Genomic DNA, 24,350 nt, shown 5'->3' on the forward strand with positions numbered 1-24,350 from the left:
GAAGCCCCGGAAAATACCCGTCACGGCCAGGCAACGAGGGTGCAACCTGCCCCGGCCAGGATCGTCACATGAACCGGATCAGCACCCAGCCCGCCGACCGGCTCCGCCTGGTCCCCCCGGACGGCGGGCGCCGCCCCGGCCCTCCCGCGCTCGTCCTCGTCGCGCACGGCAGCCGCGACCCGCGCGCCCTGCACACGGTCCGCGCGCTGCTCGACGAGGTGCGCGCGCTGCGCCCCGCGCTGCCGGTGCACCTCGGCCACATCGAGCTGAACGCCCCGCTGCTCCCGGACACCCTCGCCGCCCTCGGCGACACCCCCTCCGTCCTGGTGCCGCTGCTGCTCGGCCGCGGCTACCACGTCAAGCAGGACATCCCCGAGATGGCCGCCGCCGCCCCCGGCCACGCGCGCGTGGCGGCCCCGCTCGGCCCGCACCCGCTGCTCGTGGACACCCTGTACGACCGCCTCACCGAGGCCGGCTGGCCCCCCGCCCCGAGCGAGGCCGAGCGCCGCACGAGCGCCGTCGTCCTCGCCGCGGCCGGCTCCCGCGACCCCGACTCCGCCGTCGACACCCGCCGCACGGCCCACCTCCTCGCCGACCGCCTCGGCGTGCCGGTGATCCCCGCGTACGCCTCCGCGGCGACCCCGACGGTGGACACCGCCGTACGCGCCCTGACGGCCAGGGGCCGCCACCGGATCGCCGTCGCCTCGTACTTCACGGCCCCCGGCCGCTTCGCCACGGAGTGCGCAGCGAAGTCCCCGTGGCTCGCGTCGGCCCCCCTGGGAGCACACCCGGCGATGGCCCGCCTGATCGTCCACAGATACGACCAGGTGCTTTCGATGCCGGTGAGGTCAGTGGCCTAAGGGGCGCGGGGAACTGCGCGAACAACCACATGCGGCCTTGAGTCGCGCGACAAGAGCACCCGGCGGACGAGCAGGCGTCCCGATTGTCACCCCCGCCCCGTACTGTCGAGACATGGCAGGCACCCCCTACGACGAGTACGGCGACGCAGACATCGAACGATGGGCCCCCGAACCCGACAAACGCCCCGGCCGCACCGCCTTCCAGCGCGACCGCGCCCGCATCCTGCACAGCGCGGCGCTCAGGAGGCTCGCCGGCAAGACCCAGGTCGTCGCCCCCGGCACCGTGAACCAGATGTGGGACGCCAGCCCCCGCACCCGCCTCACCCACTCCCTGGAATGCGCCCAGGTGGGACGCGAACTGGGCGCGGCCCTCGGCTGCGACCCCGATCTCGTCGAGGCGGCCTGCCTCTCCCACGACCTCGGCCACCCCCCGTTCGGCCACAACGGCGAGTCCGCGCTGAACGAGTTCGCGCAGGACTGCGGCGGCTTCGAGGGCAACGCCCAGTCACTGAGGCTGCTCACCCGCATCGAGCCCAAGCGGTTCACCCCGGAGGGCTCCGTCGGCCTCAACCTCACCCGCGCCGCCCTCGACGCGGCGACGAAGTACCCCTGGCCGCGCGGCGGCCACCCCACCGACCCGGCGTCGAGGAAGTTCGGGGTGTACGAGGACGACCGGCCCGTCTTCGACTGGGTCCGCAAGACCGCCCCCGGCACGCGCGCGTGCTTCGAGGCGCAGGTCATGGACTGGTCGGACGACGTGGCGTACTCGGTGCACGACGTGGAGGACGGCCTGCACGCGGGCCACATCGACCCCAACTGCCTGCACGCCGAGCCGGAGCGGCAGGAGATCTTCGCCGTCGCGGTCGGCCGGTACGTGCCGGCGGGCACCGACCCCGCCGAGCTGTCCGCCGCGCTCGACCGCCTCCAGGACCAGGAGTGGTGGCCGCACGGCTACGACGGCAGCGCGGTCGCCCAGGCCCGCCTGAAGGACGCCACCAGCCAGCTCATCGGCCGCTTCTGCCTGGCCGCCGAAGGCGCCACCCGCGCCGCGTACGGCACCGGGCGCCTGACCCGGTACGGCGCTGAACTCGTCGTGCCGTGGGAGACCCGCCTGGAGTGCGCCGTACTGAAGGCCGTCGCCGACCGGTACGTCATGCAGCGCGCCGAGCAGGAGCGGGTCCGCGCCGACCAGCGGATCGTCGTCGCCGAACTGGCCGAGGCGCTCACCGCCCGCGCACCCGACGGACTCGACCCGCAGTTCCGCACCCTGTTCGAACAGGCCGCCGACGACCGGGCCCGCAAACGGGTGATCGTCGACCAGATCGCCTCCCTCACCGACACGTCGGCGCGCTCGCTTCACGCGCGTCTGACGGGGCAGGGGAGAGACTGAACGGCACGTGTGCCGTTCGCCGGACGTCCGCCGGAAGGGAATGTGACCCTGCGTGGCCTGATCGGGCCACTCCCTCTTCCCCCCTCACGCTGCGTGCGGGACGCTCCCATGTGGCGGCACCCTTACGAGGAGGCATCAAGTGGTCGACGCGGATCAGACATTCGTCATCGTCGGAGGCGGCCTGGCCGGCGCGAAGGCGGCCGAGACGCTCCGGAGCGAGGGCTTCACCGGCCGCGTGATACTGATCTGCGACGAACGCGACCACCCCTACGAGCGCCCGCCGCTGTCCAAGGGCTACCTGCTGGGCAAGGAGGAACGCGACAGCGTCTTCGTGCACGAGCCCGCCTGGTACGCGCAGAACGACATCGAGCTGCACCTCGGCCAGACCGTCGACGCCATCGACCGCGCGGCGAAGACGGTCCGCTTCGGCGAGGACGGCACCGTCGTGCGCTACGACAAGCTGCTGCTCGCGACCGGCGCCGAACCGCGCCGGCTGGACATCCCGGGCACCGACCTGGCAGGCGTGCACCATCTGCGCCGCCTCTCCCACGCCGAACGCCTCAAGCACGTGCTCGCCGCGCTCGGCCGGGACAACGGCCACATCGTGATCGCGGGCGGCGGCTGGATCGGCCTGGAGGTCGCGGCGGCGGCCCGCGAGTACGGCGCCGAGGTCACCGTCGTCGAGCCGTCCCCGACCCCGCTGCACGGCGTCCTCGGCCCCGAGCTGGGCGCGCTCTTCGCCGAGCTGCACCGCGAGCACGGCGTGCGCTTCCACTTCGGCGCACGGCTCACCGAGATCGTCGGCCAGGACGGCATGGTGCTCGCCGCCCGCACCGACGACGGCGAGGAACACCCCGCGCACGACGTCCTCGCCGCGATCGGCGCGGCTCCGCGCACCGCGCTCGCGGAGGCAGCGGGGCTGGAGATCGCCGACCGGGCGTACGGCGGGGGCGTCCGCGTCGACGAACGGCTGCGCACCTCCGACCCCGACATCTTCGCCGCGGGTGACGTGGCGTCCTTCCCGCACGCCCTGTTCGACACCCGGGTGCGGGTGGAGCACTGGGCGAACGCGCTGAACGGCGGCCCGGCGGCGGCCCGCGCGATGCTCGGCCAGGACGTCACCTACGACCGGGTGCCCTACTTCTTCTCCGACCAGTACGACCTGGGCATGGAGTACAGCGGCTGGGCGCCGCCGGGGACGTACGACCAGGTGGTGATCCGCGGGGACGCGGGCAAGCGGGAGTTCATCGCGTTCTGGATGAAGGGCAACCGCGTCCTGGCCGGGATGAACGTGAACGTGTGGGACGTCACAGACCCGATCCAGCGGCTGATCCGCACCAAGGCGGAGGTGGACACCGAGGCCCTCGCCGACCCGCACGTGCCGCTGGACACCCTGGGCGGGTAGCCGCCGGCCTCCGCCGGGCCGGGGAGTGTCGGTGCGTCCCCGTAGAATCTCCACGTGGCAGGACGGATCAACGACGAGGACGTGAAGGCGGTACGGGACGCGGTCCCGATCGACGCCGTGGTGTCCGAGTACCTCCAGCTGCGCAACGCCGGCGGAGGCAACCTCAAGGGTCTCTGCCCGTTCCACGACGAGAAGTCGCCGTCCTTCCAGGTCAGCCCGAGCAAGGGACTCTTCCACTGCTTCGGCTGCCAGGAGGGCGGCGACACCATCACGTTCGTGATGAAGATCGACCACCTCTCCTTCTCCGAGGCGGTCGAACGCCTGGCCGCCCAGGCCGGCATCACCCTGCGCTACGAGGAGGGCGGCTACAACCCCGCCCACCAGCGCGGCGAGCGGATCCGCCTGGTAGAGGCCCACAAGATCGCCGCCGAGTGGTACGCGGAACAGCTCGCCACCAGCGCCGAGGCCGAGACCGGCCGCGTCTTCCTCGCCGAGCGCGGCTTCGACCAGTCCGCCGCCGTCCACTTCGGCGTCGGCTACAGCCCCCAGGGTTGGGACCACCTCGTGCGCCACCTGCGCGGCAAGGGCTTCAGCGACAAGGAGCTGATCCTCTCCGGTCTCGCCCAGGAGGGCCGCCGCGGCCCCATCGACCGCTTCCGCGGCCGCCTCATGTGGCCCATCCGCGACATCGGCGGCGACGTCGTCGGCTTCGGCGCCCGCAAGCTGTACGAGGCGGACAACGGCCCGAAGTACCTCAACACCCCCGACACGGCGATCTACAAGAAGTCGCAGGTCCTGTACGGCATCGACCTCGCCAAGCAGCACATCGCCAAGTCCAGCCGGGCCGTCGTCGTCGAGGGCTACACCGACGTCATGGCCTGCCACCTGGCCGGCGTCACCACCGCCATCGCCACCTGCGGCACCGCCTTCGGCGGCGACCACATCAAGATCCTGCGCCGGCTGCTGATGGACAACGGCTCCGCGCGCGTGATCTTCACCTTCGACGGCGACGCCGCCGGCCAGAAGGCCGCCCTGCGCGCCTTCGAGGACGACCAGAAGTTCGCCGCCGAGACGTACATCGCGATCGCACCCGACGGCATGGACCCGTGCGAGCTGCGCCTCGCCAAGGGCGACGAGGCCGTCGCCGACCTGGTCGAGCCGCGCACCCCGCTCTTCGAGTTCGCCCTGCGCCAGATCGTCTCCCGCTACGACCTCGACACGCCCGCCGGCCGGGCCGCCGCGCTCGACGAGGCAGCGCCGATCGTCGCGCGCATCAAGAACAGCGGCGCCCAGCACGAGGTCGCCGTCGAGCTGGCCGGCATGCTCGGCATCCTCGACACCCAGTTCGTCGTCAAGCGGGTGGCCCAGCTGGCCCGTTGGGCCCGCGAACGCGGCAACGGCGGCCGCGGACCGCAGGCCGACCGCCGGCCCCCGGAGCAGCAGTGGGCGCAGCCGGCGGCCCCCGCCGGGCCCCGCGGCCCCGCGCTGACCCTGCGCAACCCGGTCTACGCCACCGAGCGCGAGCTGCTCAAGCTCGCCCTCCAGCGCCCCGAGCTGGTCTCCCCGGCCTTCGACGCGTACGGCGTCGACGAGTTCACCGCCCCGCCCTACGCGGCCGTCCGCCAGGCCATCCTGGCCGCGGGCGGCGCCGAGTGGGGCGCGCGGGACCCGCAGGAGTACCTGGTCCGCGTCCGCGAGGCCGCCCCCGACGACACCGTCCGCGCGATGGTGACGGAGCTGGCGGTCGAGGCGATCCTGCGCAAGACGGTCGACGAGCAGTACGCGGGCGTGCAGCTGGTGACGGTCCGGCGGCGCGCGGTCGCCCGCCGCCTCGCCGACCTGCAGAGCCTGCTGACCCGGATCGGCAGCAGCGATCCCGCCCAGTCCGCGGCGGTGCAGAACGAGATGATGGTCCTCACCAGGTACGACCGCGCGCTGCAGGACGAGGGCCCGTCCGCGCTGTAGACGCGTCCTCGGGCGTCTCGCCGATCAGTCCTAGCTCCCCGTCACGTCCCGATCGCAAAAAGTCATCGCACGCCCCTCGTGGCGACGATGTGTCTTCCCCCACACTGGGTGCGGTGCCTGAGTCCCCGGAGCGCGGCCGATCCGTCCCCCACGGGTCGCACACCCCCGCGGTTCCGACCGACGCGTACGGGACGGACAGCGGCCTGGCCGCCGACTCCGCCCCCGAAGTACCGCTGCCGTACGCCTCAGCAGCGATCATCCTGGAGGTCGCCCCCGTGCAGACCCAGACCCTCACCCAGACCGACAGCAGCACCGCCGGCACGGAAGCGGACGCCGAGACCGACGTCCTCGTCGCGGTCCCGCCGCAGAACCATGTCGTGCACCACCCCGGGACGACGCCCGAGCCGGAGCCCGCCGAACCGCCCGCGGAGGAGCTGGTGGTCGTGGAGGAGGACCCCGAGCCGCCTCCCGCGCGCGTCGCCGAGACCGCCGGGCCGTCCTCGGACCTGTTCCGCCAGTACCTGCGGGAGATCGGCCGCATCCCGCTGCTCACCGCCGCAGAGGAGGTCGAACTCGCCCGCCGCGTCGAGGCCGGCCTGTTCGCCGAGGAGAAGCTGCGGATCGCCCCCGACCTGGACAGCCGGCTCGCCCTCGACCTGGACCGGCTCGTCGTCATGGGCCGCATGGCCAAGCGCCGCCTCATCGAGGCCAACCTGCGCCTGGTCGTCTCCGTCGCCAAGCGGTACGTCGGACGCGGCCTGACCATGCTGGACCTCGTCCAGGAGGGCAACCTCGGGCTGATCCGGGCCGTGGAGAAGTTCGACTACGCCCGCGGCTACAAGTTCTCCACCTACGCCACTTGGTGGATCCGCCAGGCCATGTCCCGGGCCCTCGCCGACCAGGCCCGCACCATCCGCGTGCCCGTGCACGTCGTCGAACTCATCAACCGGGTCGTCCGCGTCCAGCGCCGCATGCTCCAGGAACGCGGCTACGAGCCCACCCCCGAAGAGGTCGCCGCCCAGCTCGACCTGCCGCCCGAGCGGGTCGGCGAGGTGCTGCGCCTTGCCCAGGAACCGGTCTCGCTGCACGCGCCGGTGGGGGAGGAGGACGACGTCGCCCTCGGCGACCTCATCGAGGACGGCGACGCCGCCTCCCCGGTCGAGTCGGCGGCGTTCCTGCTGCTCAAGGAGCACCTGGAGGCCGTGCTCTCCACGCTCGGCGAGCGTGAGCGCAAGGTGGTCCAGCTGCGGTACGGGCTGGTCGACGGCCGCCCGCGCACCCTGGAGGAGATAGGGCGCATCTTCGGTGTCACCCGGGAGCGGATACGGCAGATCGAGTCCAAGACCCTGAACAAGCTCCGCGACCACGCGTACGCCGACCAGCTGCGGGGCTACCTGGACTGACGACAGGGCCGCTCACCGGCGGCGAGCGGCCCCACCGGGTCAGTCGACCTCGGCCACCGCCTGCGCGAACTGCGCCTTGTACAGCCGCGCGTACGCCCCGTCCGCCGCCAGCAGGTCCGCGTGCGCGCCCTGTTCGACGATCGAGCCGTTCTCCATGACGAGGATGGTGTCCGCGTCGCGGATGGTGGACAGCCGGTGCGCGATGACGAACGACGTGCGCCCGTGGGCGAGTTTCGCCATCGCCTTCTGGATCAGCACCTCGGTACGGGTGTCGACGGAGCTGGTCGCCTCGTCGAGCACCAGGATCACCGGGTCGGACAGGAACGCCCGCGCGATGGTGATGAGCTGCTTCTCACCGGCCGACACGCCCGAGCCCTCGTCGTCGATGACGGTGTCGTAGCCGTCGGGCAGGGTGCGGATGAACCGGTCGGCGTGGGCCGCCCGCGCCGCCTCCTCGATCTCCCCGCGGGTGACCTCGCGCGAGGCGCCGTAGGCGATGTTCTCCGCGATGGTGCCGCCGAACAGCCAGGTGTCCTGGAGCACCATGCCGATCCCGGCGCGCAAGTCGTCCCGGCTCATCCTCGCGACGTCGACGCCGTCGAGGGTGATGCGGCCGCCGGACACCTCGTAGAACCGCATCAGCAGGTTGACCAGCGTGGTCTTGCCGGCGCCGGTCGGGCCGACGATCGCGACCGTGTGGCCCGGCTCCACCTTCAGCGACAGGTCCTCGATGAGCGGCTTGTCGGGGTCGTAGCGGAACTGCACGTGCTCCAGCTCCACCCGCCCGCGCAGCTCCTTCGGCTTCTCCACGGGCACCGGGTCCGCCTCCTGCTCCTCCGCGTCCAGGAGTTCGAAGACCCGCTCGGCCGAGGCGACGCCCGACTGCACCAGGTTCGCCATCGAGGCGACCTGCGTCAGCGGCATCGAGAACTGCCGCGAGTACTGGATGAAGGCCTGCACGTCACCGATGGACAGCGCACCGGAGGCGACCCGCAGGCCGCCGACCACCGCGACCAGCACGTAGTTGATGTTCGACACGAACATCATCAGCGGCTGCATGATGCCGCTGTTGAACTGCGCCTTGAACCCGGCCTCGTACAGCGCCTCGTTCTGCTCGGCGAACTGCTGCGCCGACTCCTCCTGCCGGCCGAACACCTTCACCAGGGTGTGCCCGGTGTACATCTCCTCGATGTGCGCGTTCAGCGTGCCCGTGGAGCGCCACTGCTGCACGAAGTGCGGCTGCGACCGCTTGCCGACGCGCGTGGCGACCACGAACGACAGCGGCACGGTCACCAGCGCCACCAGCGCGAGGATCCAGGAGACGTAGAACATCATCGCGAGCACGCCGATGATGGTCAGCACCGAGTTGATGAGCTGGCCCATCGACTGCTGGAGGGTCTGCCCGATGTTGTCGATGTCGTTCGTCGCCCGCGACAGCACCTCACCGCGCTGCCGCTGGTCGAAGTACGACAGCGGAAGCCGCGACAGCTTCGTCTGCACGTCCTCGCGCATCCGGAACATCGTGCGGTTGACGGCCCGGTTGACCAGCCGCGTCGCCACCGCCATCAGCAGACCGGCGATCAGGAAGGTGCCGAGCGCCAGCAGCAGCACGTTCCCCACGGCCGTGAAGTCGATGCCCTTGCCCGGGGTGAAGTCGGTGCCGCGCAGCATGTCGGCGATGTCGCCGTCGCCGCGCTCCCGCATCGAGGCAAGCACCTCGTCCTTGGTGGCGCCGTCGGGCATCTGCCGCCCGATGATGCCCGCGAAGACCAGGTCGGTGGCCTTGCCGAGGATCTTCGGGCCGACCACGTTCAGTCCGACGCTGACGACCACACAGGCCAGCAGCGTGTAGAGGGTCACCCGCTCGGGTTTGAACCGGGCGACGAGCCGTTTGCCCGAGTTCTTGAAGTCCATCGAGCGGTTGTCGGGGCCGCCCCCGGCCATCATCCGCCCCATCGGCCCCGCCATCAGGCAGCCTCCGCTTCCGTGAGCTGGGAGAGCACGATCTCCCGGTAGGTCTCGTTGTCGGCCATCAGCTCGTGGTGCCGGCCCGTGCCGACGACGCGGCCCTCGTCGAGGACGACGATGCGGTCGGCGTCGCGGATGGTCGCCACGCGCTGGGCGACGATCACCACGGTCGCCTCGGCGGTCTCCTCGGCGAGCGCCGCACGCAGCGCCGCGTCGGTGGCGTAGTCCAGCGCGGAGAACGAGTCGTCGAAGAGGTAGATCTCCGGGCGCTGCACCAGCGTGCGGGCGATGGCGAGCCGCTGCCGCTGACCGCCGGAGACATTGGTGCCGCCCTGCGCGACGGGCGCGTCCAGGCCGCCCTCCAGCCGCTCGACGAAGCCCTTGGCCTGCGCCACCTCCAGCGCGTGCCACAGCTCCTCGTCCGTCGCGTCCGGGTTGCCGTACCGCAGGTTGGTCGCGACCGTCCCCGCGAACAGGTACGGCTTCTGCGGCACCAGCCCGACCGCCTTCGCCAGCAGCTTCGGGTCGAGGTCGGCGACGGCCACCCCGTCCACTAGCACCTCGCCCTCGGTCGCGTCGAACAGCCGGGGCACCAGCCCCAGCAGCGTCGACTTGCCGCTGCCGGTGGAGCCGATGACGGCGGTCACCTCGCCCGGCCGGGCGACCAGGTCGACGGCCTTCAGCACCGGTTCCTCGGCGCCCGGGTAGCGGAAGCCCGCGCCCCGCAGCTCCAGATGGCCGTGCCGGCGCAGCTCGGTCACCGGCGCGACGGGCGGCACGACGCTCGACTCCGTCGACAGCACCTCCTGGATCCGCTCGGCGCACACCTCCGCACGCGGCACCATCATGAACATGAAGGTGGCCATCATCACGGACATGACGATCTGCATCAGATAGGCGAGGAACGCCGTCAGGTCGCCGATCGCCATCTCACCGCTGTCGATGCGGTGCGCGCCGAACCACACCACGGCGATCGACGACAGGTTCACCACCGTCATCACCACGGGGAACATCAGCGCCAGCAAATTGCCGGTGCCCAGCGCCATCTCGGTCAGGTCGGTGTTGGACTTGCGGAAGCGCTGCTCCTCGTACTCGTCCCGCACGAACGCGCGGATGACACGGTTGCCGGTGATCTGCTCGCGCAGCACCCGGTTCACCGTGTCCAGGCGCACCTGCATGGCCCGGAACAGCGGCCGCAGCCGCCGCACGATCAGCGTCACGCAGATGCCGAGCACCGGCACGACGGCCACCAGCACGCCGGACAGCGGCACGTCCAGACCGAGCGCCAGCACGATGCCGCCGACACACATGATGGGCGCCGACACCATCAGCGTGAACGTCATCAGGGCCAGCATCTGGACCTGCTGCACGTCGTTCGTGGTGCGGGTGATCAGCGAGGGCGCGCCGAACTGACCCACCTCGCGCGCGGAGAAGGACTGCACCCGGTCGAAGACCGCGCCGCGGATGTCCCGGCCGAGCGCGGACGCCGTGCGGGCGCCGTAGTAGACGGCGCCGATGTTGCACACGACCTGCGCCAGCGAGATGCCGATCATCAGGGCGCCGAAGGACAGGATGTAGCCGGTGTCGCCGGTGACGACACCGTTGTCGATGATGTCCGCGTTCAGCGTGGGCAGGTAGAGGGTGGCGCAGGTCTGCAGGAACTGCAGCGCCACCAGCAGGGTGATGGGTTTCTTGTAGGGCCGGAGATAGGCCCGCAGAAGTCGTATGAGCACGCTCGGTCTCTCGGGAGTCGGCGGGTGGGACTCGGTCGATGGGGGCTGGGTCGGTTGCCCTTGGCCCCTATCGTCGGATACTCCACCCGCGTTACCTCAAGCGATTAAGCCGAGAGCAGTGCGCGGTACGACCGTATGAGTGCGCTTTGGGTGCGTTACGACCGGAATGCTCCCGGGTGGGTCTGCTCCCGCACCGACACGTACTGCTGGCGCACGGCCTGTCCCACCGCCAGCTCCTCGCCGGGCTCCAGCACCTGCGCCGCCGCGCCCTGCCACGGCGGCGGGGTCCGCGGGTCGAGGGTGCCCTGCGACACGCCGAGCGCCCACGCCGCCTGCCGGGCCGCGCCGATCGCCGCGTAGTCCGCGGGCTGCGGTACGACGACCTGCGCGCCGAACAGCGACGGCGCCGCCGCCTGCACCGCGGGCAGCTCGGCCGCCGCGCCCAGCAGGAAGATCCGCCGCACCTCCACGCCCCGCCCGCGCAGCACGTCCAGCGCGTCGCCGAGCCCGCACAGCATGCCCTCGAACGCGGCCCGCGCCAGATGCTCCGGCTTCATCGACTCCCTGCGCAGCCCGGCCAGCGTGCCCGCGGTGTGCGGCAGGTTCGGCGTGCGCTCACCCTCCAGGTAGGGCAGCAGCACCAGCCCGTGCGCCCCCGGCGTCGACTTCATCGCCAGATCCGACAGGCTCTCCAGATCCGGCAGCCCGAGCAGCTCGGCGGTGCCGCGCAGGGCGCGTACGGCGTTCAGGGTGGTGACGACCGGCAGGTGCATGCCGGTCGCGTCGGCCAGGGACGTGATCATCCCGGTGTTGTCCAGCAGCGGCTCGGGATGCACGGCCATCACGGAACCCGACGCGCCGAGCGACACGACGGCGTCCCCGACACCGATCCCCAGCCCGAACGCGGCGGCCATGGTCTCGCCCGTACCGGCGGAGATCAGCAGCCCCTCCGGCGTCGTACCGGCCGCGTCGGACGGCCCGATCACCTCGGGCAGCATCGCGTGGTGGCCGAGGGCCAGCTCGACCAGGTCGGGCCGGTAGCCGCCGGTCGCCGCCGACCAGTACCCGGTGCCGGAGGCCCCGCCCCGGTCGGTGGTCCGGCGCGCCGGGCGGCCGAGGAGCTGCCACACCAGCCAGTCGTGCGCCTGGAGCAGCACGGCCGTGCGCGCGGCGTTCTCCGGCTCGGCCCGGGCCAGCCAGCGCAGCTTCGTCACCGGCTGCCCGGCCTGTGGCACGCATCCCACGGCCTGCGCCCACGCCTCACGCCCGCCGAGTGCGTCCACCAGGTCGGCCGCCGCGACCTGCGCCCGCTTGTCGCCCCCGGTCATCGCCGGGCGCACGGTGGCGCCCTGCGCGTCCAGCGGCACGAGCGCGTTCTGCTGCGCGGACACGCCGATCGCCTGCACGCCCTCCAGCAGCCCGCCGCCGGCGGCCTCCCCGAGGGAGAGCAGCCAGGCCTGCGGATCGACGTCGCTGGGCCGGCCCTCCACCGGGTGCGGGGCGTAGCCCTGCCGTAGTACGGCACCGGTGTCCGTGTCGCAGACCACGATGCGTGTGAAGTCCGGTGAGCTGTCCAAGCCGGCGACTATCCCCATGCCTACAGATTCTGCCGTAGCGCCGCGCTTGCTCGGGCCGGGGGAGAGCGTAGAGGGCGTGCCCTACGTGTTGCTGGTGCCCCAGTCGTCGCTGCTGCCGCCGTTGTGGGTGGCGCGCTCGCGCAGGGTGCGGACGCGGCTGGCGACCGAGTCGGGCATGCGGTCGCCGACCTTCTCGCTGACCGCGTGGTACGCCTTGCCGGCGAACTGGCGGCCCTGCTGGGCGGCGGACTCGGCGGTGTTGCGGACAGCGGGGTTCTGCGCGACCTGGCGAGCGGACTTCAACAGCTGCTCGTACCGCTCGCGCCCGGCCTTCGTGCCGAGCACGTAACCCAGGGCGAGTCCGGCGATGAACGTGAGCCGGTAGCGCATGGCGGCCACCCTTTCCTAGCGTCGGTCTGCGGTGCGGCTTCGGTGCCGGGAGTACCGATTGGCGGAGCACCCCCCAGCTTGCGCTAATGTATGTGTCGCAGCGAGCGGGCGCCCCCTGGTGACTACCCGGGGAGGCACGTTCGATGCGAACGAGGCATTCCTCCGTAGCTCAATTGGCAGAGCAGCCGGCTGTTAACCGGCAGGTTACTGGTTCGAGTCCAGTCGGGGGAGCTCGGTCCTCCGTAGCTCAATTGGCAGAGCAGCCGGCTGTTAACCGGCAGGTTACTGGTTCGAGTCCAGTCGGGGGAGCACGGTGAACGAGGACCCCTTGGGGGTCCTTTTTCATGCCTGCGGGAACCGCCCGCGCGGCGGTGCTGTCCTCAAGGTCATGAAGGGCCGCACGAAGTCGAGCGTACGAGGCAGGAGATCGTATGACCGGCTATGCTGCGGCACACGGTGTGCACACGTGTACGCGACACGCCGCTATGGGGCGGTAGCTCAGCCGGTTAGAGCAGCGGACTCATAATCCGTCGGCCGTGGGTTCGAGTCCCACCCGCCCCACGACAGCGCTTTCGCTGCAGGAACGTTTTCACCTGCGCCGACACAAAGGCCCCCCGGTGTCCGGGGGGCCTTTGTCGTGAGAACGGGTCAGCCGGTGTGGCGGGACAGCGCCGTGCGCAGGGCCGTGCGGACCGGCTCCGGCGGGGGCGGCCCGTCGGGCTGGGCACCCTCGGTGAGCGCCGCGGCGACGAGGCGCAGCTTGGTGTTGGACAGCTGGGAGGCCTCCCGCAGGATCGCCCACGCCTCCTCCGAGGAGCAGCCGTGCGTGGCCATCAGGATGCCGCGCGCCTGGTCGATCACCGGGCGGGACGCGATCGCGTGCCGCAGCTGGTCGATCTCCTCCTGGAGCACCCGCAGCCGCTCCGCCCGCTCCAGCGACACCGGCGAGGCCTGCGGGGCGGGCTCCGCGACGCCGGCGTCGCCCCGGCCCGCCAGTTCCAGGATGCGGCGCGGCTGGTCGTTCCAGTTCCCGGTCTCCACCGCCACCCCGTGCCGGCGGGCGTGGTCGTACAGGACGTCCAGGAACTGCAACCCCGCGGTGTCCATGAACGTCACACCGGACATGTCCAGTTCGATACGGCGGGTCCCGGCCGGCAACGCGGCCAGCGTCTCGGCCAGCGGCCCGGTACAGCCGTACACCAGTTCCCCGCGTGGTCTGAGCCGCGCGCTGCCCGGTGCCGTAGGGCCTCCCTCGATCACCACCGTGCTCAGCCGTCCGGCCAGCGGTGGCACGGCCGCCGGCGCACCGGCCCGTTCCTCGGTCCCGCATCGGCGTTGTCCGACTGTCCTCACCTCGGTCCTCACGGCGTTGCGTGCCCCCTGCGTGTCACGACTCGGCGTCTTTCCTACCGGCGCGCGGGGCGGGGCGTCCGCCTCGCTGCTGGGAGTGCGCCTGCCCGCCGAACGGCGGCGTACACGTGGCGGGGTGTCAGCGGGTCCCAGGAGGGTAGGGGGACCGGCACGGGGGAGCAGTCGGGAGACAGGTGTGGACGGGGGCGACATGGAACGGGGTACGGAGACGGCAGCCGCGCTGACCGTGTGCCCGCTGCCCGGCGCGCCGGGCCTGAAAGCCACCGGCGAGGTCAGCCTCGGCACGTACGGCGTGTGGGAAGCGGCCCTGGACCGGGCGGTCCGCGAGGGCGCGGACGTATGCTGCGGTGGGTACGTCCTCGAACTGTCGGCGCTCACCTTCGTGGACGTCGGCGGGGCGGGTGCGCTGGCGGCCGCCGCTCGTCGGATGCCCGCCGGACGGCGTATCGTGCTCCACCGGCCGCCCCCCGCCCTGTGCAGGGTGCTGGAGATGTTCTGGCCCGACCATCCGGCGATCGAGGTGTCGAAGTCATGAGTGCCGCCGACCCCTTCGTGCATCCTGCCCTGTTCTACCGGGGCGAGTCCGAGTACCTGGCCGGCACCCTCTCCTTCGTACGTGCCGGGCTGGCCGCCGGTGAGCCCGTCGCCGTCGCCGTGCCCGGGGAGAACCTGGACCTGATCCGGGACGGGCTCGGTGACGAGGCCGCGGCCGTGCGGCTGCTGGACATGCGGGAGGCCGGGCGCAACCCCGGCCGCATCATCCCCGGCGTGCTGCGCGCCTTCGCCGACGCCCAGCCGGCCGACCGCCGGGTGCGCATCATCGGCGAGCCGATCTGGGCCGGGCGCAGCAGCACCGAGTACCCGGCCTGCGCCCAGCACGAGGCGCTGATCAACGCCGCGTTCCGGGGGCGTCCGGTGACCATCCTGTGCCCGTACGACGTGGACCGGCTGGACGAGCGGGTCCTCGCCGACGCGCACGCCACCCACCCCACCGTCATCCCCACCGGCTCCACCGAGGCGCTGGACAGCCCCGCGTACGCCCCGGACGAGGTCGTCGCCCGGTACAACGTGCCGTTGCCGGCCGCCCCGTCCGGCGTGCCGCCGTTCGCCTTCACCGCCGACGCGCTGTCCCCGGCCCGGCACCACGCCGTCGCCGAGGGCCAACGGCTCGGGCTGACCGGGGTCCGGCTGGACGACCTGGCGCTCGTCACCGCCGAGCTGACCACCAACAGCGTGGTGCACGGCGGGGGCTCGGGCACCCTGCGGGTGTGGGCCGAGGGCGGGTACGTGGTGTGCGAGGTCCGCGACTCGGGCCGGCTCACCGACCCGCTGGCCGGCCGCCGGCCCGTCCCGCGCGACCGGCGCGGCGGGCGCGGCCTGCTGCTGGTGAACCTCGTCTCCGACCTGGTCCGGATGCACACCGGCGACGAGGGCACGGCGGTCCGGGCCTACCTCTCCGCCTGACGCGGGCTCAGCCCCGGGCGGTGTCTCGCCGGTCGTGCCGGGGAGGCGGACGGGTCAGCCGGCCAGCGGGTCCAGGGTCAGCGGCTCGATCCGGCCCTCCAGCATGTAGCCGAGGCCCTGGACGGCGCACACGTCGGGGCGTTCCGCGATGTGCACCGGCATGCCGGTGGCCTGCCGCAGCATCTGGTCGAAGCCGGGCAGCAGCGCGCTGCCGCCGACCATCATGATGCCGCGGTCGGCGAGGTCGGCCACGAGGTCGGGCGGGCAGTCCCGCAGCACCTTGCCGATGCCGTCGAGGACGGCCGTCAGCGGGGTCTGGATGGCGTCGCGCACGGCCGCGGTGTCGATCTCCACGGAGCGGGCGAGGCCGGTCGCGACGTCCCGGCCGTGGATCTCCGTGGAGGCCGGGCCGTGCGGGGTGAGCCCGTTGCCGGACAGGGCGATCTGCAGCGGCCGTACCGACTGGCTGGGCAGCATCAGCTCGTGCTCGTGCCGCAGGTGCTGCACGATCGCGTGGTCGACGGCCTCGCCGCCCACCGGGATCCGCTCGGCGGTGACGATGGAGCCGAGGGAGAGCACCGCCACCTGGGTCGCGGCCGCCCCGCACACCATGATCATGGTGGCCTCGGGGCGCTCCACCGGCAGCCCGCAGCCGACGGCGGCGGCGATCAGCGTGTCGACCAGCTCCACGCGCCGCGCGCCGAGTCCGACGAGCGTCTCGATCGCGGCGCGCTGGGCGAGCGGGTCGGCGTCGTGCGGGGTGCAGGCGGCGGCCCGCAGGAACGGCTTGCGGCGCAGCTGGCGGCGGATCTTGTCGCCGATCAGGTGCCGCAGCATGCGCTGGGCCATCTCGATGTCGACGACGGTGCCGCCGGAGACGGGCCGGACGACGCGGATGTAGTGCGGGGTGCGGCCGGTCATCTTCTCGGCGAACTCGCCGACCGCGATGAGTGCGCCGGTGCGGGTGTTGACGGCGGCGGCGGACGGCTGGTCCACGACGAGCCCCGCCCCCTTGACGTAGACCCGCGTCCGCGCCGCCCCCAGGTCGACGGCGAAGTGGCAGCGGCGCAGCTGCTCCAGACTGGCGGTCATGGCAGGTCCTCCCGAGAGCGCAGACCGTGGCGGCGCCGCCGGTGTGGCGGGCCTGGCGGGTGGGCGGGCCGCCGGGTGGCGGCCTTTCTCGCATCGTGCGGGGGCCGCGGGGGCGCCGCCTGCTGGAGAGGGCCGGGCGGGGCGCCGCCGAATGGGGGTTTCGGGTGCTATGTCCGAAGTAGAGTTCAGGTAAGTGGTGCCAGGGTGACGGCGGGTCAGAGTGTGCGTACGGCGTCCAGCAGCGGCCGCAGCGAGGAGACGGTCAGATCGCACCCCGCCTCCCTGAGGCTCCGCTCCACCGCCGGATTGCGGGCCAGGCCCACACAGCGCAGGCCGAGCCGCTGGGCCGCCGCGACCTCCGCAGGCGAGGAGCTGACGAGCAGTCCGTTCGGCCCCGGACCGGTGGAGGCGTGGCCGATGGCGCCGGCCAGGCAGTGCGGGTCGGGCATGAGGCGCGTCAGGTCCTGATCCCGGCCGTGCACACCGGCGAGCGGCAGCCCGTACGGGTCGACATACCGGAGAACCGCCAGTTCGCACACGTCCGACACCACCGCGACCCGGCGCCCCGCCTCGTGCAGGGCCCGCACCAGCGCCACCGAGTTGTGGGTCGTCGGCGCGTCCGGCACGGCCCGCAGCTCGATCTCGTCCAGCCGCTGCCGCAGCAACGGCCCCAGCCGGTCCTGGGCGAACGCCCGCAGCACGTCCAGCGGGTGCACGAACGCCTCCCGCCCCGGCCCGGCCGGCAGCGGGCTGCCGCCGTCGGTGCGGTGCTCGGTGACGACCGACATCAGCTCCAGCACCGCCTCGCGCGCCGTCTGCGCCGAGTACAACCGGGCGATCGGCCCGTCGAAGCCGACCAGCACCGTCTCGGCACCGGCGAGCAGGTCCGGCAGCGCGGGCGTGGCCGGCGCGGACGGCTCCGGCAGCGGCAGCGGGCTGCCCTCCGGCGCGAGGATCACCGCGTACGACACCGACAGGCCCGGCACCGGCCAGCGGCCCACGCCCGTGTTCACCGCGCGCTGCGCCGCACCGGCCCGGCGCAGCGGATGGCGGCGGGTGATGCGGGAGGCCGACTCCAGCAGGTGGTCCAGGAGCGGCTGCGCCACCCGCTCGGTCTCCGACCGCACGAACGCCACCGCGTCCTCCACGTGCCAGAACAGCTCCACCGCGCCGGCGAAGGCGCCCTTGCCGGAGCTGGGCAGCGACACGCGGTAGCTGCTGTGCTGCGGGGTGAGGTCCACCTCGTAGTACGTCCGTGCGCCCGGCGGCTGTCCGTCGTACGGGTCGGCCGGGTTGAGCAGGGTCAGCGGGCCGTCGGGCCGGGTGTGCACGATCGCCGTCCGGCCGGGCGCGGGGACGCCGAGCCGGCGGAGGTCCTGCGTGATGAACGGGCCGCGCACCAGGTCCCGTTGCCCGCCGTCCTCCGTCAGCGGGCAGGACCAGGCGACGGGCGGTGTGTCGGGGCCGCCGTCGAGCAGCGGCTGGAAGCGGTGCGGGCCCTGCGCGGCGGAGCTGGCGGTGAACTGCTCGTAGAGGGTGGGGGAGACGGTGACGACGAGGGAGACGCGCAGCAGGCTCTCCGCCAGCCGGTCCCGGTCGGACGGCGGGTCGTCGTCCGACCAGAGCAGCACCCTGAGCCGCGGCTGCCCGGCCAGACCGGAGAGCACCTCGGGCAGGCCGCGCAGGATCGCCACCAGCACGGGCAGCAGGTACGTGCCGGGAGCGGTACGGACCTCGTAGCCGTCGTCGCGGACCCGCACGTCGTACTGGTCGGGGGTGAGGGCGCCGCGGGAGAGCATCTCGTGGACGGCGTACTCCAGGGTGATGCGGGCCTCCGGGTGGCCGGAGAGGTTCCCGTCGGCCAGGAAGGTGATCGTCGGCCGGGCCGGCGGTGGCGGAACCTCCAGGTCCAGGTGGTCGCGCAGGGCCCGCAGCCGGGTGCGGGCGGCGGCCGCGGCCGGTCCGGGGACGCCCTCCAAGGGGTCGCCGTAGAAGAGGGCACGTGCCTCGCCCAGGCGCTCGCTGTCCCGGATGGCCTCCTCAAGGAGACGGAGGTCGACATGGGCGTCGGGGACGTGCAGGGCCCAGCCGTCCGCGAGGTCGACCAGGGAGCCGTCGGCCACCACGCGGCGCAGCTCCAGCACCAGATCCGTGAGGTGCGGGAGCAGTTCGTCCGCCGGGGGCGGTTCCTCCCACAGCCCCTCGGCCAGCTCGGCCCGGGTGACCCGGCGGCCCTGCGCGTGCAGCAGCATGGACAGCAGGGCCAGGGCGCGCGGCGAGGGCGGCTCCAGCACCCGGTCACCGGCGCTGATCCGCGGCGGCCCGAGCAGGGTGAAGCTGCGCTCGGGTCCCCCGAAGGCGGTGTTGTCCTGGCCGACGGCCAGGCGGGCCGCCCGGGCCAGGTCGCCGGCGTGGATCAGCTCCAGGAGGCGCCGGTGGTCAGGCGGTACGACGACGTTGAGGGCCAGCTCCTTCAGCAGCGTGAGGAAGTCCTGCTCGTCCGACCGCGCGTCCTTGCCCCGGGCCTCCTCGCCGAGCGCGAACCGGCCGATCCGCACGGTGCCGTCGAATTCCAGCAGGAGGCCCGTGGGACCCCGCTGCCCGCGCACCAGCCCGCGGGCGTGCAGGGCGCGCAGGCCGCTCCAGCCCTGACCGACCAGGCGGGCGAAGGCCCGGAAGGACAGCCGGGGTATCGGGCCCGGGCACAGCTCGGCCAGGGTCACCCCGTCGACGAACTCCGTGACCAGGTAGGGGAGCCGGTCCTCCACGCCGTGGTCCAGCACCCGCACCACATGCGGATGGTCGATCCCGGACAGGGTCCGCGCCTGGTCGGCGAAGAGGGACGTGTCCCGCTGCTCGGGATACCGGTGGACCACGACCCGCCGCTCGGTCGTGACGTCCACCGCCTCCCACAACCGCAGCCCCGGCCCGCGCTGCCCCACCAGCCGGTACCGCCCGCCCACCAGCTGCCCGGCGGGATCGGCGCCGCCCAGCCGGCGTACCGTCTCCTCGCTGACCGTCGCGAACGCCGTGCCCCCCGGCCCGTCGCCCGGGCCGGCCGTCGCCTCGAACTCCCCGGCCGCCAGGCCCGCCCGCTCGTCGATCAGGCCGCCCACCTCGGCGAGGAACTCGCGGGTGCGGCCGCGGGCCGAACGCGGCAGGCTGCGCAGCAGCAGGTCGCGCACGCCGGGCCGGAAGTCGTAGGAGCCCGGCGGGCCCGGTACGGCCGTCAGCATGCCGCTGAGGATCACCTCCGCCAGATGCTGCGGCCGCGGCGCCCGCTCCACCGTGCGCTGCACCAGCCGCATCACCGGCAGCGACGGCACCCCCAGCGCCAGGTGCCCGGCGAGCCGGAACGCCTCCGGGGAGGCCGTCGCCCGGAACCGCAGCACCAGATCCTCCGCGCCGGACGCGGCGGGGTCGGGCGCCGGGTCGTCCGGGGGCCCGGGCACCGGCGGAAGCCAGGCCACCGCCGCGGGCGTACGCCCGCCGCCGACCGCGGCCACCAGCCGCGCCCAGTGGGCCAGCCAGGGCGCACCCGGCTCCAGCACCGGCAGGGGCAGCGCACCGGGCGGCGCGGGCGCGGCGTCGGGGTCGTACGGGGTGAAGGTCAGCGCGGCCGAGGGTGCCGCCGAGGCGGGGGACGTGAGCAGTCCGGGGCCGGCGGGCAGGGCGGTGCCGGCCCACAGGTGTTCGGGCAGCGGCTGTACGACGGCCACCGGCATCCGGGCCGACCAGTGCCGCAGGGTGCCGTACCAGCGCTCGCCCGCCGGGCCGGGCCGCCACTGCGGGCCCGTGCAGTCGCTGACGACCAGGGTGACGGTACGGCCGTCGCCGGGGTCGGGGACGTGCCGGGCGCGCCCGTCGGGGCCGGCCGGGTGGAGGGTGACCGTGCGGAACAGGCCCGACTGGGAGAGCAGGGCGTGCAGTTCGCGGACGAGCGGGCGCCAGACCGGCATGGTCGGGCCGGTGTCGTGCACCAGGTTCAGCCGCAGCCAGCGGTCGGGGGCGGGGCGCAGCACCGGCACCCACACCTCCGGGTCGGCGCCGAGGCGGGCGATGCGCTCGGCGGTGGCCCGCTCGTCCAGCACCCGGGTATGCGGCGACGGCACCCGGCGGCCCAGCGGGCGCAGCGCGCGCTGGAGCGCGAGCGGGCGGTGCAGCATGGGCGGTGCGGGCGCGAGCAGCGGACGGCCACCGCCGGGCGCCGCGCGGTCCGACGGGCGGGGCGCGGGCAGGCGCAGGGGGATCCGGTCGGTGTGGGCGGCGCCGGGGGACTGGGCCGGCAGGGGCGCTGGCGGGGCCTGCCCGGTGTGCGGGGACGGCGGCGGTACGGGCGGGCGCGCGGGGGCCGGCCCGGCGGTGCGCGCACCGGCGTCCGGGGTGTCCGCGGCACCCTCCTCCGACGCCAACTGCCCCGCCAGCCACAGCACCTCCGCCAGCTCCCGGGGCGTCGGCACGGCGTCCGCGGCGGCCGTCAGCAGGGCGGACAGCCGGTCCAGCGGAGCCGCTCCGGGGCCGCTGTCAGAAGCCATCGCCGTCCGCCGCCGCGCTCAGGTACGGCATCAGCTGTTCGGCCAGCTCGTCGCGCGAGGCCGGGTCCAGGCCCGCGACGCCGGTGAGGTACAGGGCGTTCAGCAGCTGGTCGGTGGCGAGTTCGCCGGACGAGGCGCGGGCCAGGAAGCGGGCGATCAGCGGTTCCGCCCCCTCGGCCGCCGGGCCCAGGTGGGCGCGGACGATGTCGGTGAGCTGGTCCCGCTCCGGTCGCCGCAGCCGCAGCCGGACGCAGCGGCGCAGGAAGGCGGGCGGGAACTCGCGCTCGCCGTTGCTGGTCAGCACGACGAACGGGAAGGCCCGGCAGCGCACCCGGCCCCGGGTCACGGTCACCGGCGTGTCCGTGCCGTCGGCGAGGACCTCCGCCGTGTCGGCCGAGCGGCGGGCGGCGCGGACCAGCTCGGGGATCTCGTACTGGCCCTCCTCCAGCACGTTCAGCAGGTCGTTCGGCAGGTCCAGGTCGCTCTTGTCGATCTCGTCGACGAGCAGGACCCGCGGCCGGGCGTAGGGGAGCAGGGCGGTGCCGAGCGGGCCGAGCCGCAGGTGGTCCTCGACGTCGGTGCGGGTGCCGGACACCTCCTCGCCGGGCCGGGCGGCGGCCTGGCGGGCCGCGTACAGCCGGGACAGCGGGTCGTACTGGTACAGGCCGTCGGCGAGGGTGCTGCGGCTGGTGATGTTCCAGCGCAGCACCGGGCCGAGCCGCAGCTCACGGGCGACCGCGTAGGCGAGGGAGGACTTGCCGGTGCCGGGCGGCCCGGTGACCAGCAGGGGGCGGCGCAGCACCAGTGCCGCGTTGACGAGCCGGACGCTCTCCGGGGTCGCCACGTACGTCCTCGCCCGGTGCACCCGGTCGGGGGAGACGGCCGCCTCGTCGTCGCCGTCGTGCGGCGCGGGCAGCACGGGGCCGCCGTCGAAGGCCCGCCAGGGCGGGGGCGGGGGCAGCTCGTCGATGCCGTCGTGCGGCGCGCTGTTGCCGGTGTACACGGACCAGTGCGGCATGGGGTGGTTCAACTCTCCGTTCTACGGCGCCGGTCAGCCCACCGGCGACCGGGCGGGGGCGGCGCCGCCGTGCGGGTCGGCGAAGATCCGGGGGTCGTCCCAGACCAGCTGGATGTCCCGCGCCCAGTGGCCGTCCTCCGTGTCGGCCTCCTCGCGTAAGTCGAGGATCCGGCGCGGGAGTTCGGCGGGCGGTACGGCGCCGAGGGCGGCGTCCAGCTCGTCGAGGAACGCCTTGCCCGAGCAGCCCTCCCCGCCCGCGCACCCCTCCGCCTCGCCCGCGCCGACGCAGCCGCGCCGCGACCACACGACGACGGGGGCGGGCGCGGTCAGCGAGGTGTCGAAGTGCGGCCGGGTGCGGGCGGCGCCGGGCGCGGCGGCGAAGGCGGCGAGGCAGGCGTCGGGCCGGCGCAGCCGCATCCGCAGCCGCCCGGGCTCCTCCGCGCCCCCGCACTCCACCCGGTGGGCGCGCGCCGCGGGCCAGGCGTCGAGCCGCATCCAGGCCCGGGTGAGCAGATGCCGGGTGCTGGCCTTGCGGCGGCTGTGGTCGGTGACGACGAGCGGGTGCACACAGCCGAGCGGGGTGGCGTCGTCCGCGGCCTTCTCCCACCGGTCGACCGGCCAGTCCAGCCAGTCGCGGGGCAGCGAGAACGCGATCAGTTCGTCGGCGCCGGGCGTGAGGTACCGGAACGCGGCCTCGATGCCCTCCTGCACCTGCGTCCGCAGCCGGGACTGCGGCACGGTGTCCGAGGCGACCGGATGGCGGCGGCCCCCGCTGTACGCGGACACCTCCACGCGGACCATGCCGTCCCCGGCGCCGCTGTGTCCCAGCTCGACCAGGATCGGCGCCCACTCCGGCGGGGCCGCACCGGTGACGGCCGGGACGTGCAGCAGTTCCTCCAGGCGGTCGGCGAACCGGGCCACCGTGCGGGCGGCGCCGGGCCCGTCCAGCTCGCACAGCACGAACAGCGCCGCCGACAGCAGCGAGTCGAAGCCCTCGTCGGGCGGCGGCGGGTCGAACGGGTCGGCCGCGGCCGTGTACAGCCGTACCGGATCGCAGTCGAGGCCGGCCCGGGCCGCCTTCTCCACCAGGGCGCGCAGCCGCGTCCGGTCGGCGGTGGTGTGGTCGGCCGTCGGCACCAGGCTCTCCAGGGCGGGCCAGTACCGGGCCATGACGTGGGTGGGCATCATCCGCCCGTTGCGCACGCCGCGGGTCCCGGACGCCGTGACCATGCCGACGACCTCGCCGGTGTCGGCGAGGGTGACCGCGGCCCCCGAGAAGCCGGGCGCGAGCGGCTGTCCGTCGAGCTGCCAGGCCTCCAGCTGGAGCCACTCCCGCTTGATCAGCTGGGGTGCGGTGATCCGGTACTCGGCGAGGGTGCCCTCGTCGTAGCCGTCCGGGTAGCCGTACACCACCAGTTTGCGCGGCGGTGTGCCGTACGCGGCGGCGGCCGGGGCGAGCGCGGCGGGCGCGAGCGGGACCGGCTCGGCCAGCCGCAGCACGGCGAGGTCGCCCAGGTCGGTGGCGCCGCCCGCCCAGCCGCCGTGCGCGACGACCCGGGCCGGCACGGTGGGGCAGCCGACGCCCTCGGTGAAGGTCACGGTCGGCGCGTCCCGGCCGAGCGCGACATGGGCGCAGGTCAGCACGGTGTCGGGGGTGACCAGGAAGCCCGCGCCGGCGATCCGGCCGCCGCACTCGATCCGCGCGTGCCACTCGGCACCGGCCGGTGGGGCGAACGGGCCGCCGGTCGGGGTGCCGGTCGGCGGGATGTGCGGGACGCCGGTCGGGGCGCCGGTCATGAGGCGGCGCCGGCCTCCCCGGCCGGCGGGGACCAGGTCAGCTTCACCACCAGATGTCCCTCCGCGGTGCCCTTGGCTATGATCGCGCCGGTCTCCGCGGACAGCTTCACCCCGAACTCGATCTCCACGCCGTCCGGCCGCAGCGTGCCGTCCCGGAAGACGCGCAGCGCGGACTCGGCCGCCGCCCGCACCCCCTCCAGGGCGCCCTCGAAGGTGCGCGCCGCCTGGACCGTGCCGTCGCCGCGGGCCACCAGCCGGGAGCCGCCGGCCTCCGCGGCCGCCTCGACCGCGACCACCGTGCCGTCGTCGGTCTTGAACTCCACCAGGTCTTCCACATCGCCCCCGTTGCCTCTCGCCCTGTGCATCTCCATTGTTACGGAAG

The 24,350-nt window shown here is 73.7% G+C and carries 17 protein-coding genes and 3 tRNA genes; 10 read left to right on the forward strand and 10 right to left on the reverse strand.

Annotated features, from left to right (window positions below; genetic code table 11):
* Positions 1 to 68 precede the first annotated feature (68 nt).
* The 5 genes from IE308_RS21995 (at position 69) to IE308_RS22015 (ending at position 7,023) form a co-directional block, all read left to right on the forward strand.
* The gene (locus tag IE308_RS21995; protein WP_190219242.1) at positions 69 to 860 is read left to right on the forward strand and encodes a sirohydrochlorin chelatase; all 792 of its coding nucleotides are present in this window, start codon (positions 69 to 71) and stop codon (positions 858 to 860) included.
* Positions 861 to 972: 112 nt separating this feature from the next.
* Complete coding sequence (locus tag IE308_RS22000; RefSeq protein WP_190219243.1) at positions 973 to 2,250, forward strand: deoxyguanosinetriphosphate triphosphohydrolase; 1,278 nt, start codon at positions 973 to 975, stop codon at positions 2,248 to 2,250.
* A 139-nt stretch (positions 2,251 to 2,389) separates the two neighbouring features.
* Positions 2,390 to 3,655 carry an NAD(P)/FAD-dependent oxidoreductase gene (locus IE308_RS22005; protein WP_110628014.1) on the forward strand — a complete coding sequence of 422 codons (1,266 nt, stop codon included), beginning with the start codon at positions 2,390 to 2,392 and terminating at the stop codon, positions 3,653 to 3,655.
* A gap of 54 nt (positions 3,656 to 3,709) precedes the next feature.
* Positions 3,710 to 5,620, forward strand: a complete 1,911-nt coding sequence (gene dnaG, locus IE308_RS22010; protein ID WP_190219244.1) for a DNA primase — start codon at positions 3,710 to 3,712, stop codon at positions 5,618 to 5,620.
* A 113-nt stretch (positions 5,621 to 5,733) separates the two neighbouring features.
* Positions 5,734 to 7,023, forward strand: a complete 1,290-nt coding sequence (locus tag IE308_RS22015) for an RNA polymerase sigma factor (RefSeq protein ID WP_190219245.1) — start codon at positions 5,734 to 5,736, stop codon at positions 7,021 to 7,023.
* 39 nt (positions 7,024 to 7,062) lie between these two features.
* On the opposite strand, the gene IE308_RS22020 is transcribed toward IE308_RS22015, so the two are convergent.
* The 4 genes from IE308_RS22020 to IE308_RS22035 all read right to left on the reverse strand — a co-directional run bounded on the left by IE308_RS22020 (position 7,063) and on the right by IE308_RS22035 (position 12,691).
* Positions 7,063 to 8,991: an ABC transporter ATP-binding protein gene (locus IE308_RS22020; protein WP_190219246.1), complete on the reverse strand. Its 1,929-nt coding sequence runs from the start codon at positions 8,989 to 8,991 to the stop codon at positions 7,063 to 7,065.
* A complete protein-coding gene (locus IE308_RS22025) occupies positions 8,991 to 10,724 on the reverse strand; it encodes an ABC transporter ATP-binding protein (RefSeq protein ID WP_190219247.1) in 1,734 nt (577 codons plus the stop codon). Before IE308_RS22025 ends, IE308_RS22020 begins: the two co-directional genes overlap by 1 nt.
* A 155-nt stretch (positions 10,725 to 10,879) precedes the next feature.
* Positions 10,880 to 12,319 carry an FGGY family carbohydrate kinase gene (locus IE308_RS22030; RefSeq protein ID WP_110628009.1) on the reverse strand — a complete coding sequence of 480 codons (1,440 nt, stop codon included), beginning with the start codon at positions 12,317 to 12,319 and terminating at the stop codon, positions 10,880 to 10,882.
* 63 nt (positions 12,320 to 12,382) lie between these two features.
* The gene (locus IE308_RS22035; protein WP_110628008.1) at positions 12,383 to 12,691 is read right to left on the reverse strand and encodes a YtxH domain-containing protein; all 309 of its coding nucleotides are present in this window, start codon (positions 12,689 to 12,691) and stop codon (positions 12,383 to 12,385) included.
* A gap of 158 nt (positions 12,692 to 12,849) precedes the next feature.
* Between IE308_RS22035 and IE308_RS22040 the strand changes: the two genes are divergently transcribed.
* The 3 genes from IE308_RS22040 to IE308_RS22050 all read left to right on the forward strand — a co-directional run bounded on the left by IE308_RS22040 (position 12,850) and on the right by IE308_RS22050 (position 13,252).
* Positions 12,850 to 12,922 (forward strand) — tRNA-Asn (locus tag IE308_RS22040).
* Positions 12,923 to 12,927: 5 nt separating this feature from the next.
* A tRNA-Asn gene (locus tag IE308_RS22045) sits at positions 12,928 to 13,000 on the forward strand.
* A 178-nt stretch (positions 13,001 to 13,178) separates the two neighbouring features.
* Positions 13,179 to 13,252 (forward strand) — tRNA-Ile (locus IE308_RS22050).
* Positions 13,253 to 13,339: 87 nt separating this feature from the next.
* Here the strand turns inward: IE308_RS22050 and IE308_RS22055 are convergent.
* Positions 13,340 to 13,975 (reverse strand): ANTAR domain-containing protein, encoded by a 636-nt coding sequence (locus tag IE308_RS22055; RefSeq protein ID WP_229909010.1) that lies wholly within the window; start codon positions 13,973 to 13,975, stop codon positions 13,340 to 13,342.
* 277 nt (positions 13,976 to 14,252) lie between these two features.
* On the opposite strand from IE308_RS22055, the gene IE308_RS22060 reads away from it, so the two are divergent.
* Together IE308_RS22060 and IE308_RS22065 are read left to right on the forward strand one after the other, a co-directional pair.
* Positions 14,253 to 14,597 (forward strand): STAS domain-containing protein, encoded by a 345-nt coding sequence (locus tag IE308_RS22060; protein WP_110628006.1) that lies wholly within the window; start codon positions 14,253 to 14,255, stop codon positions 14,595 to 14,597.
* The gene (locus tag IE308_RS22065) at positions 14,594 to 15,526 is read left to right on the forward strand and encodes an anti-sigma factor RsbA family regulatory protein (RefSeq protein ID WP_190219249.1); all 933 of its coding nucleotides are present in this window, start codon (positions 14,594 to 14,596) and stop codon (positions 15,524 to 15,526) included. The genes IE308_RS22060 and IE308_RS22065 overlap by 4 nt, the downstream gene beginning before the upstream one ends.
* Before the next feature lie 54 nt (positions 15,527 to 15,580).
* Here IE308_RS22065 and IE308_RS22070 read toward each other — a convergent pair whose 3' ends face one another.
* The 5 genes from IE308_RS22070 to IE308_RS22090 form a co-directional block, all read right to left on the reverse strand.
* A complete protein-coding gene (locus IE308_RS22070) occupies positions 15,581 to 16,618 on the reverse strand; it encodes a rod shape-determining protein (RefSeq protein WP_110628004.1) in 1,038 nt (345 codons plus the stop codon).
* Between the two features lie 215 nt (positions 16,619 to 16,833).
* Positions 16,834 to 21,153, reverse strand: a complete 4,320-nt coding sequence (locus IE308_RS22075) for an SAV_2336 N-terminal domain-related protein (RefSeq protein ID WP_190219250.1) — start codon at positions 21,151 to 21,153, stop codon at positions 16,834 to 16,836.
* Complete coding sequence (locus IE308_RS22080) at positions 21,143 to 22,171, reverse strand: AAA family ATPase (RefSeq protein WP_110628003.1); 1,029 nt, start codon at positions 22,169 to 22,171, stop codon at positions 21,143 to 21,145. The genes IE308_RS22075 and IE308_RS22080 overlap by 11 nt, the downstream gene beginning before the upstream one ends.
* 33 nt (positions 22,172 to 22,204) lie before the next feature.
* Positions 22,205 to 23,968, reverse strand: coding sequence for a VMAP-C domain-containing protein (locus tag IE308_RS22085; RefSeq protein ID WP_190219251.1), 1,764 nt, complete (start codon positions 23,966 to 23,968; stop codon positions 22,205 to 22,207).
* On the reverse strand, positions 23,965 to 24,303 hold the full coding sequence (locus IE308_RS22090; protein WP_110628001.1) for a CU044_2847 family protein: 339 nt from the start codon (positions 24,301 to 24,303) through the stop codon (positions 23,965 to 23,967). Before IE308_RS22090 ends, IE308_RS22085 begins: the two co-directional genes overlap by 4 nt.
* Positions 24,304 to 24,350 lie beyond the last annotated feature (47 nt).

The organism is Streptomyces griseosporeus, assembly GCF_014656055.1.
In the GTDB taxonomy this organism is placed as follows: domain Bacteria; phylum Actinomycetota; class Actinomycetes; order Streptomycetales; family Streptomycetaceae; genus Streptomyces; species Streptomyces griseosporeus.

What these genes read in the sequence shown, in the direction of transcription:
- IE308_RS22020 (WP_190219246.1), bottom strand. Translation starts at nt 8,991, where the DNA reads ATGGCGGGGCCGATGGGGCGGATGATGGCCGGGGGCGGCCCCGACAAC.
- IE308_RS22085 (WP_190219251.1), bottom strand. Translation starts at nt 23,968, where the DNA reads ATGACCGGCGCCCCGACCGGCGTCCCGCACATCCCGCCGACCGGCACC.
- IE308_RS22065 (WP_190219249.1), top strand. Translation starts at nt 14,594, where the DNA reads ATGAGTGCCGCCGACCCCTTCGTGCATCCTGCCCTGTTCTACCGGGGC.
- IE308_RS22060 (WP_110628006.1), top strand. Translation starts at nt 14,253, where the DNA reads ATGGAACGGGGTACGGAGACGGCAGCCGCGCTGACCGTGTGCCCGCTG.
- IE308_RS22035 (WP_110628008.1), bottom strand. Translation starts at nt 12,691, where the DNA reads ATGCGCTACCGGCTCACGTTCATCGCCGGACTCGCCCTGGGTTACGTG.
- IE308_RS22075 (WP_190219250.1), bottom strand. Translation starts at nt 21,153, where the DNA reads ATGGCTTCTGACAGCGGCCCCGGAGCGGCTCCGCTGGACCGGCTGTCC.
- IE308_RS22080 (WP_110628003.1), bottom strand. Translation starts at nt 22,171, where the DNA reads ATGCCGCACTGGTCCGTGTACACCGGCAACAGCGCGCCGCACGACGGC.
- IE308_RS22070 (WP_110628004.1), bottom strand. Translation starts at nt 16,618, where the DNA reads ATGACCGCCAGTCTGGAGCAGCTGCGCCGCTGCCACTTCGCCGTCGAC.
- IE308_RS22030 (WP_110628009.1), bottom strand. Translation starts at nt 12,319, where the DNA reads ATGGGGATAGTCGCCGGCTTGGACAGCTCACCGGACTTCACACGCATC.
- IE308_RS22000 (WP_190219243.1), top strand. Translation starts at nt 973, where the DNA reads ATGGCAGGCACCCCCTACGACGAGTACGGCGACGCAGACATCGAACGA.
- IE308_RS21995 (WP_190219242.1), top strand. Translation starts at nt 69, where the DNA reads ATGAACCGGATCAGCACCCAGCCCGCCGACCGGCTCCGCCTGGTCCCC.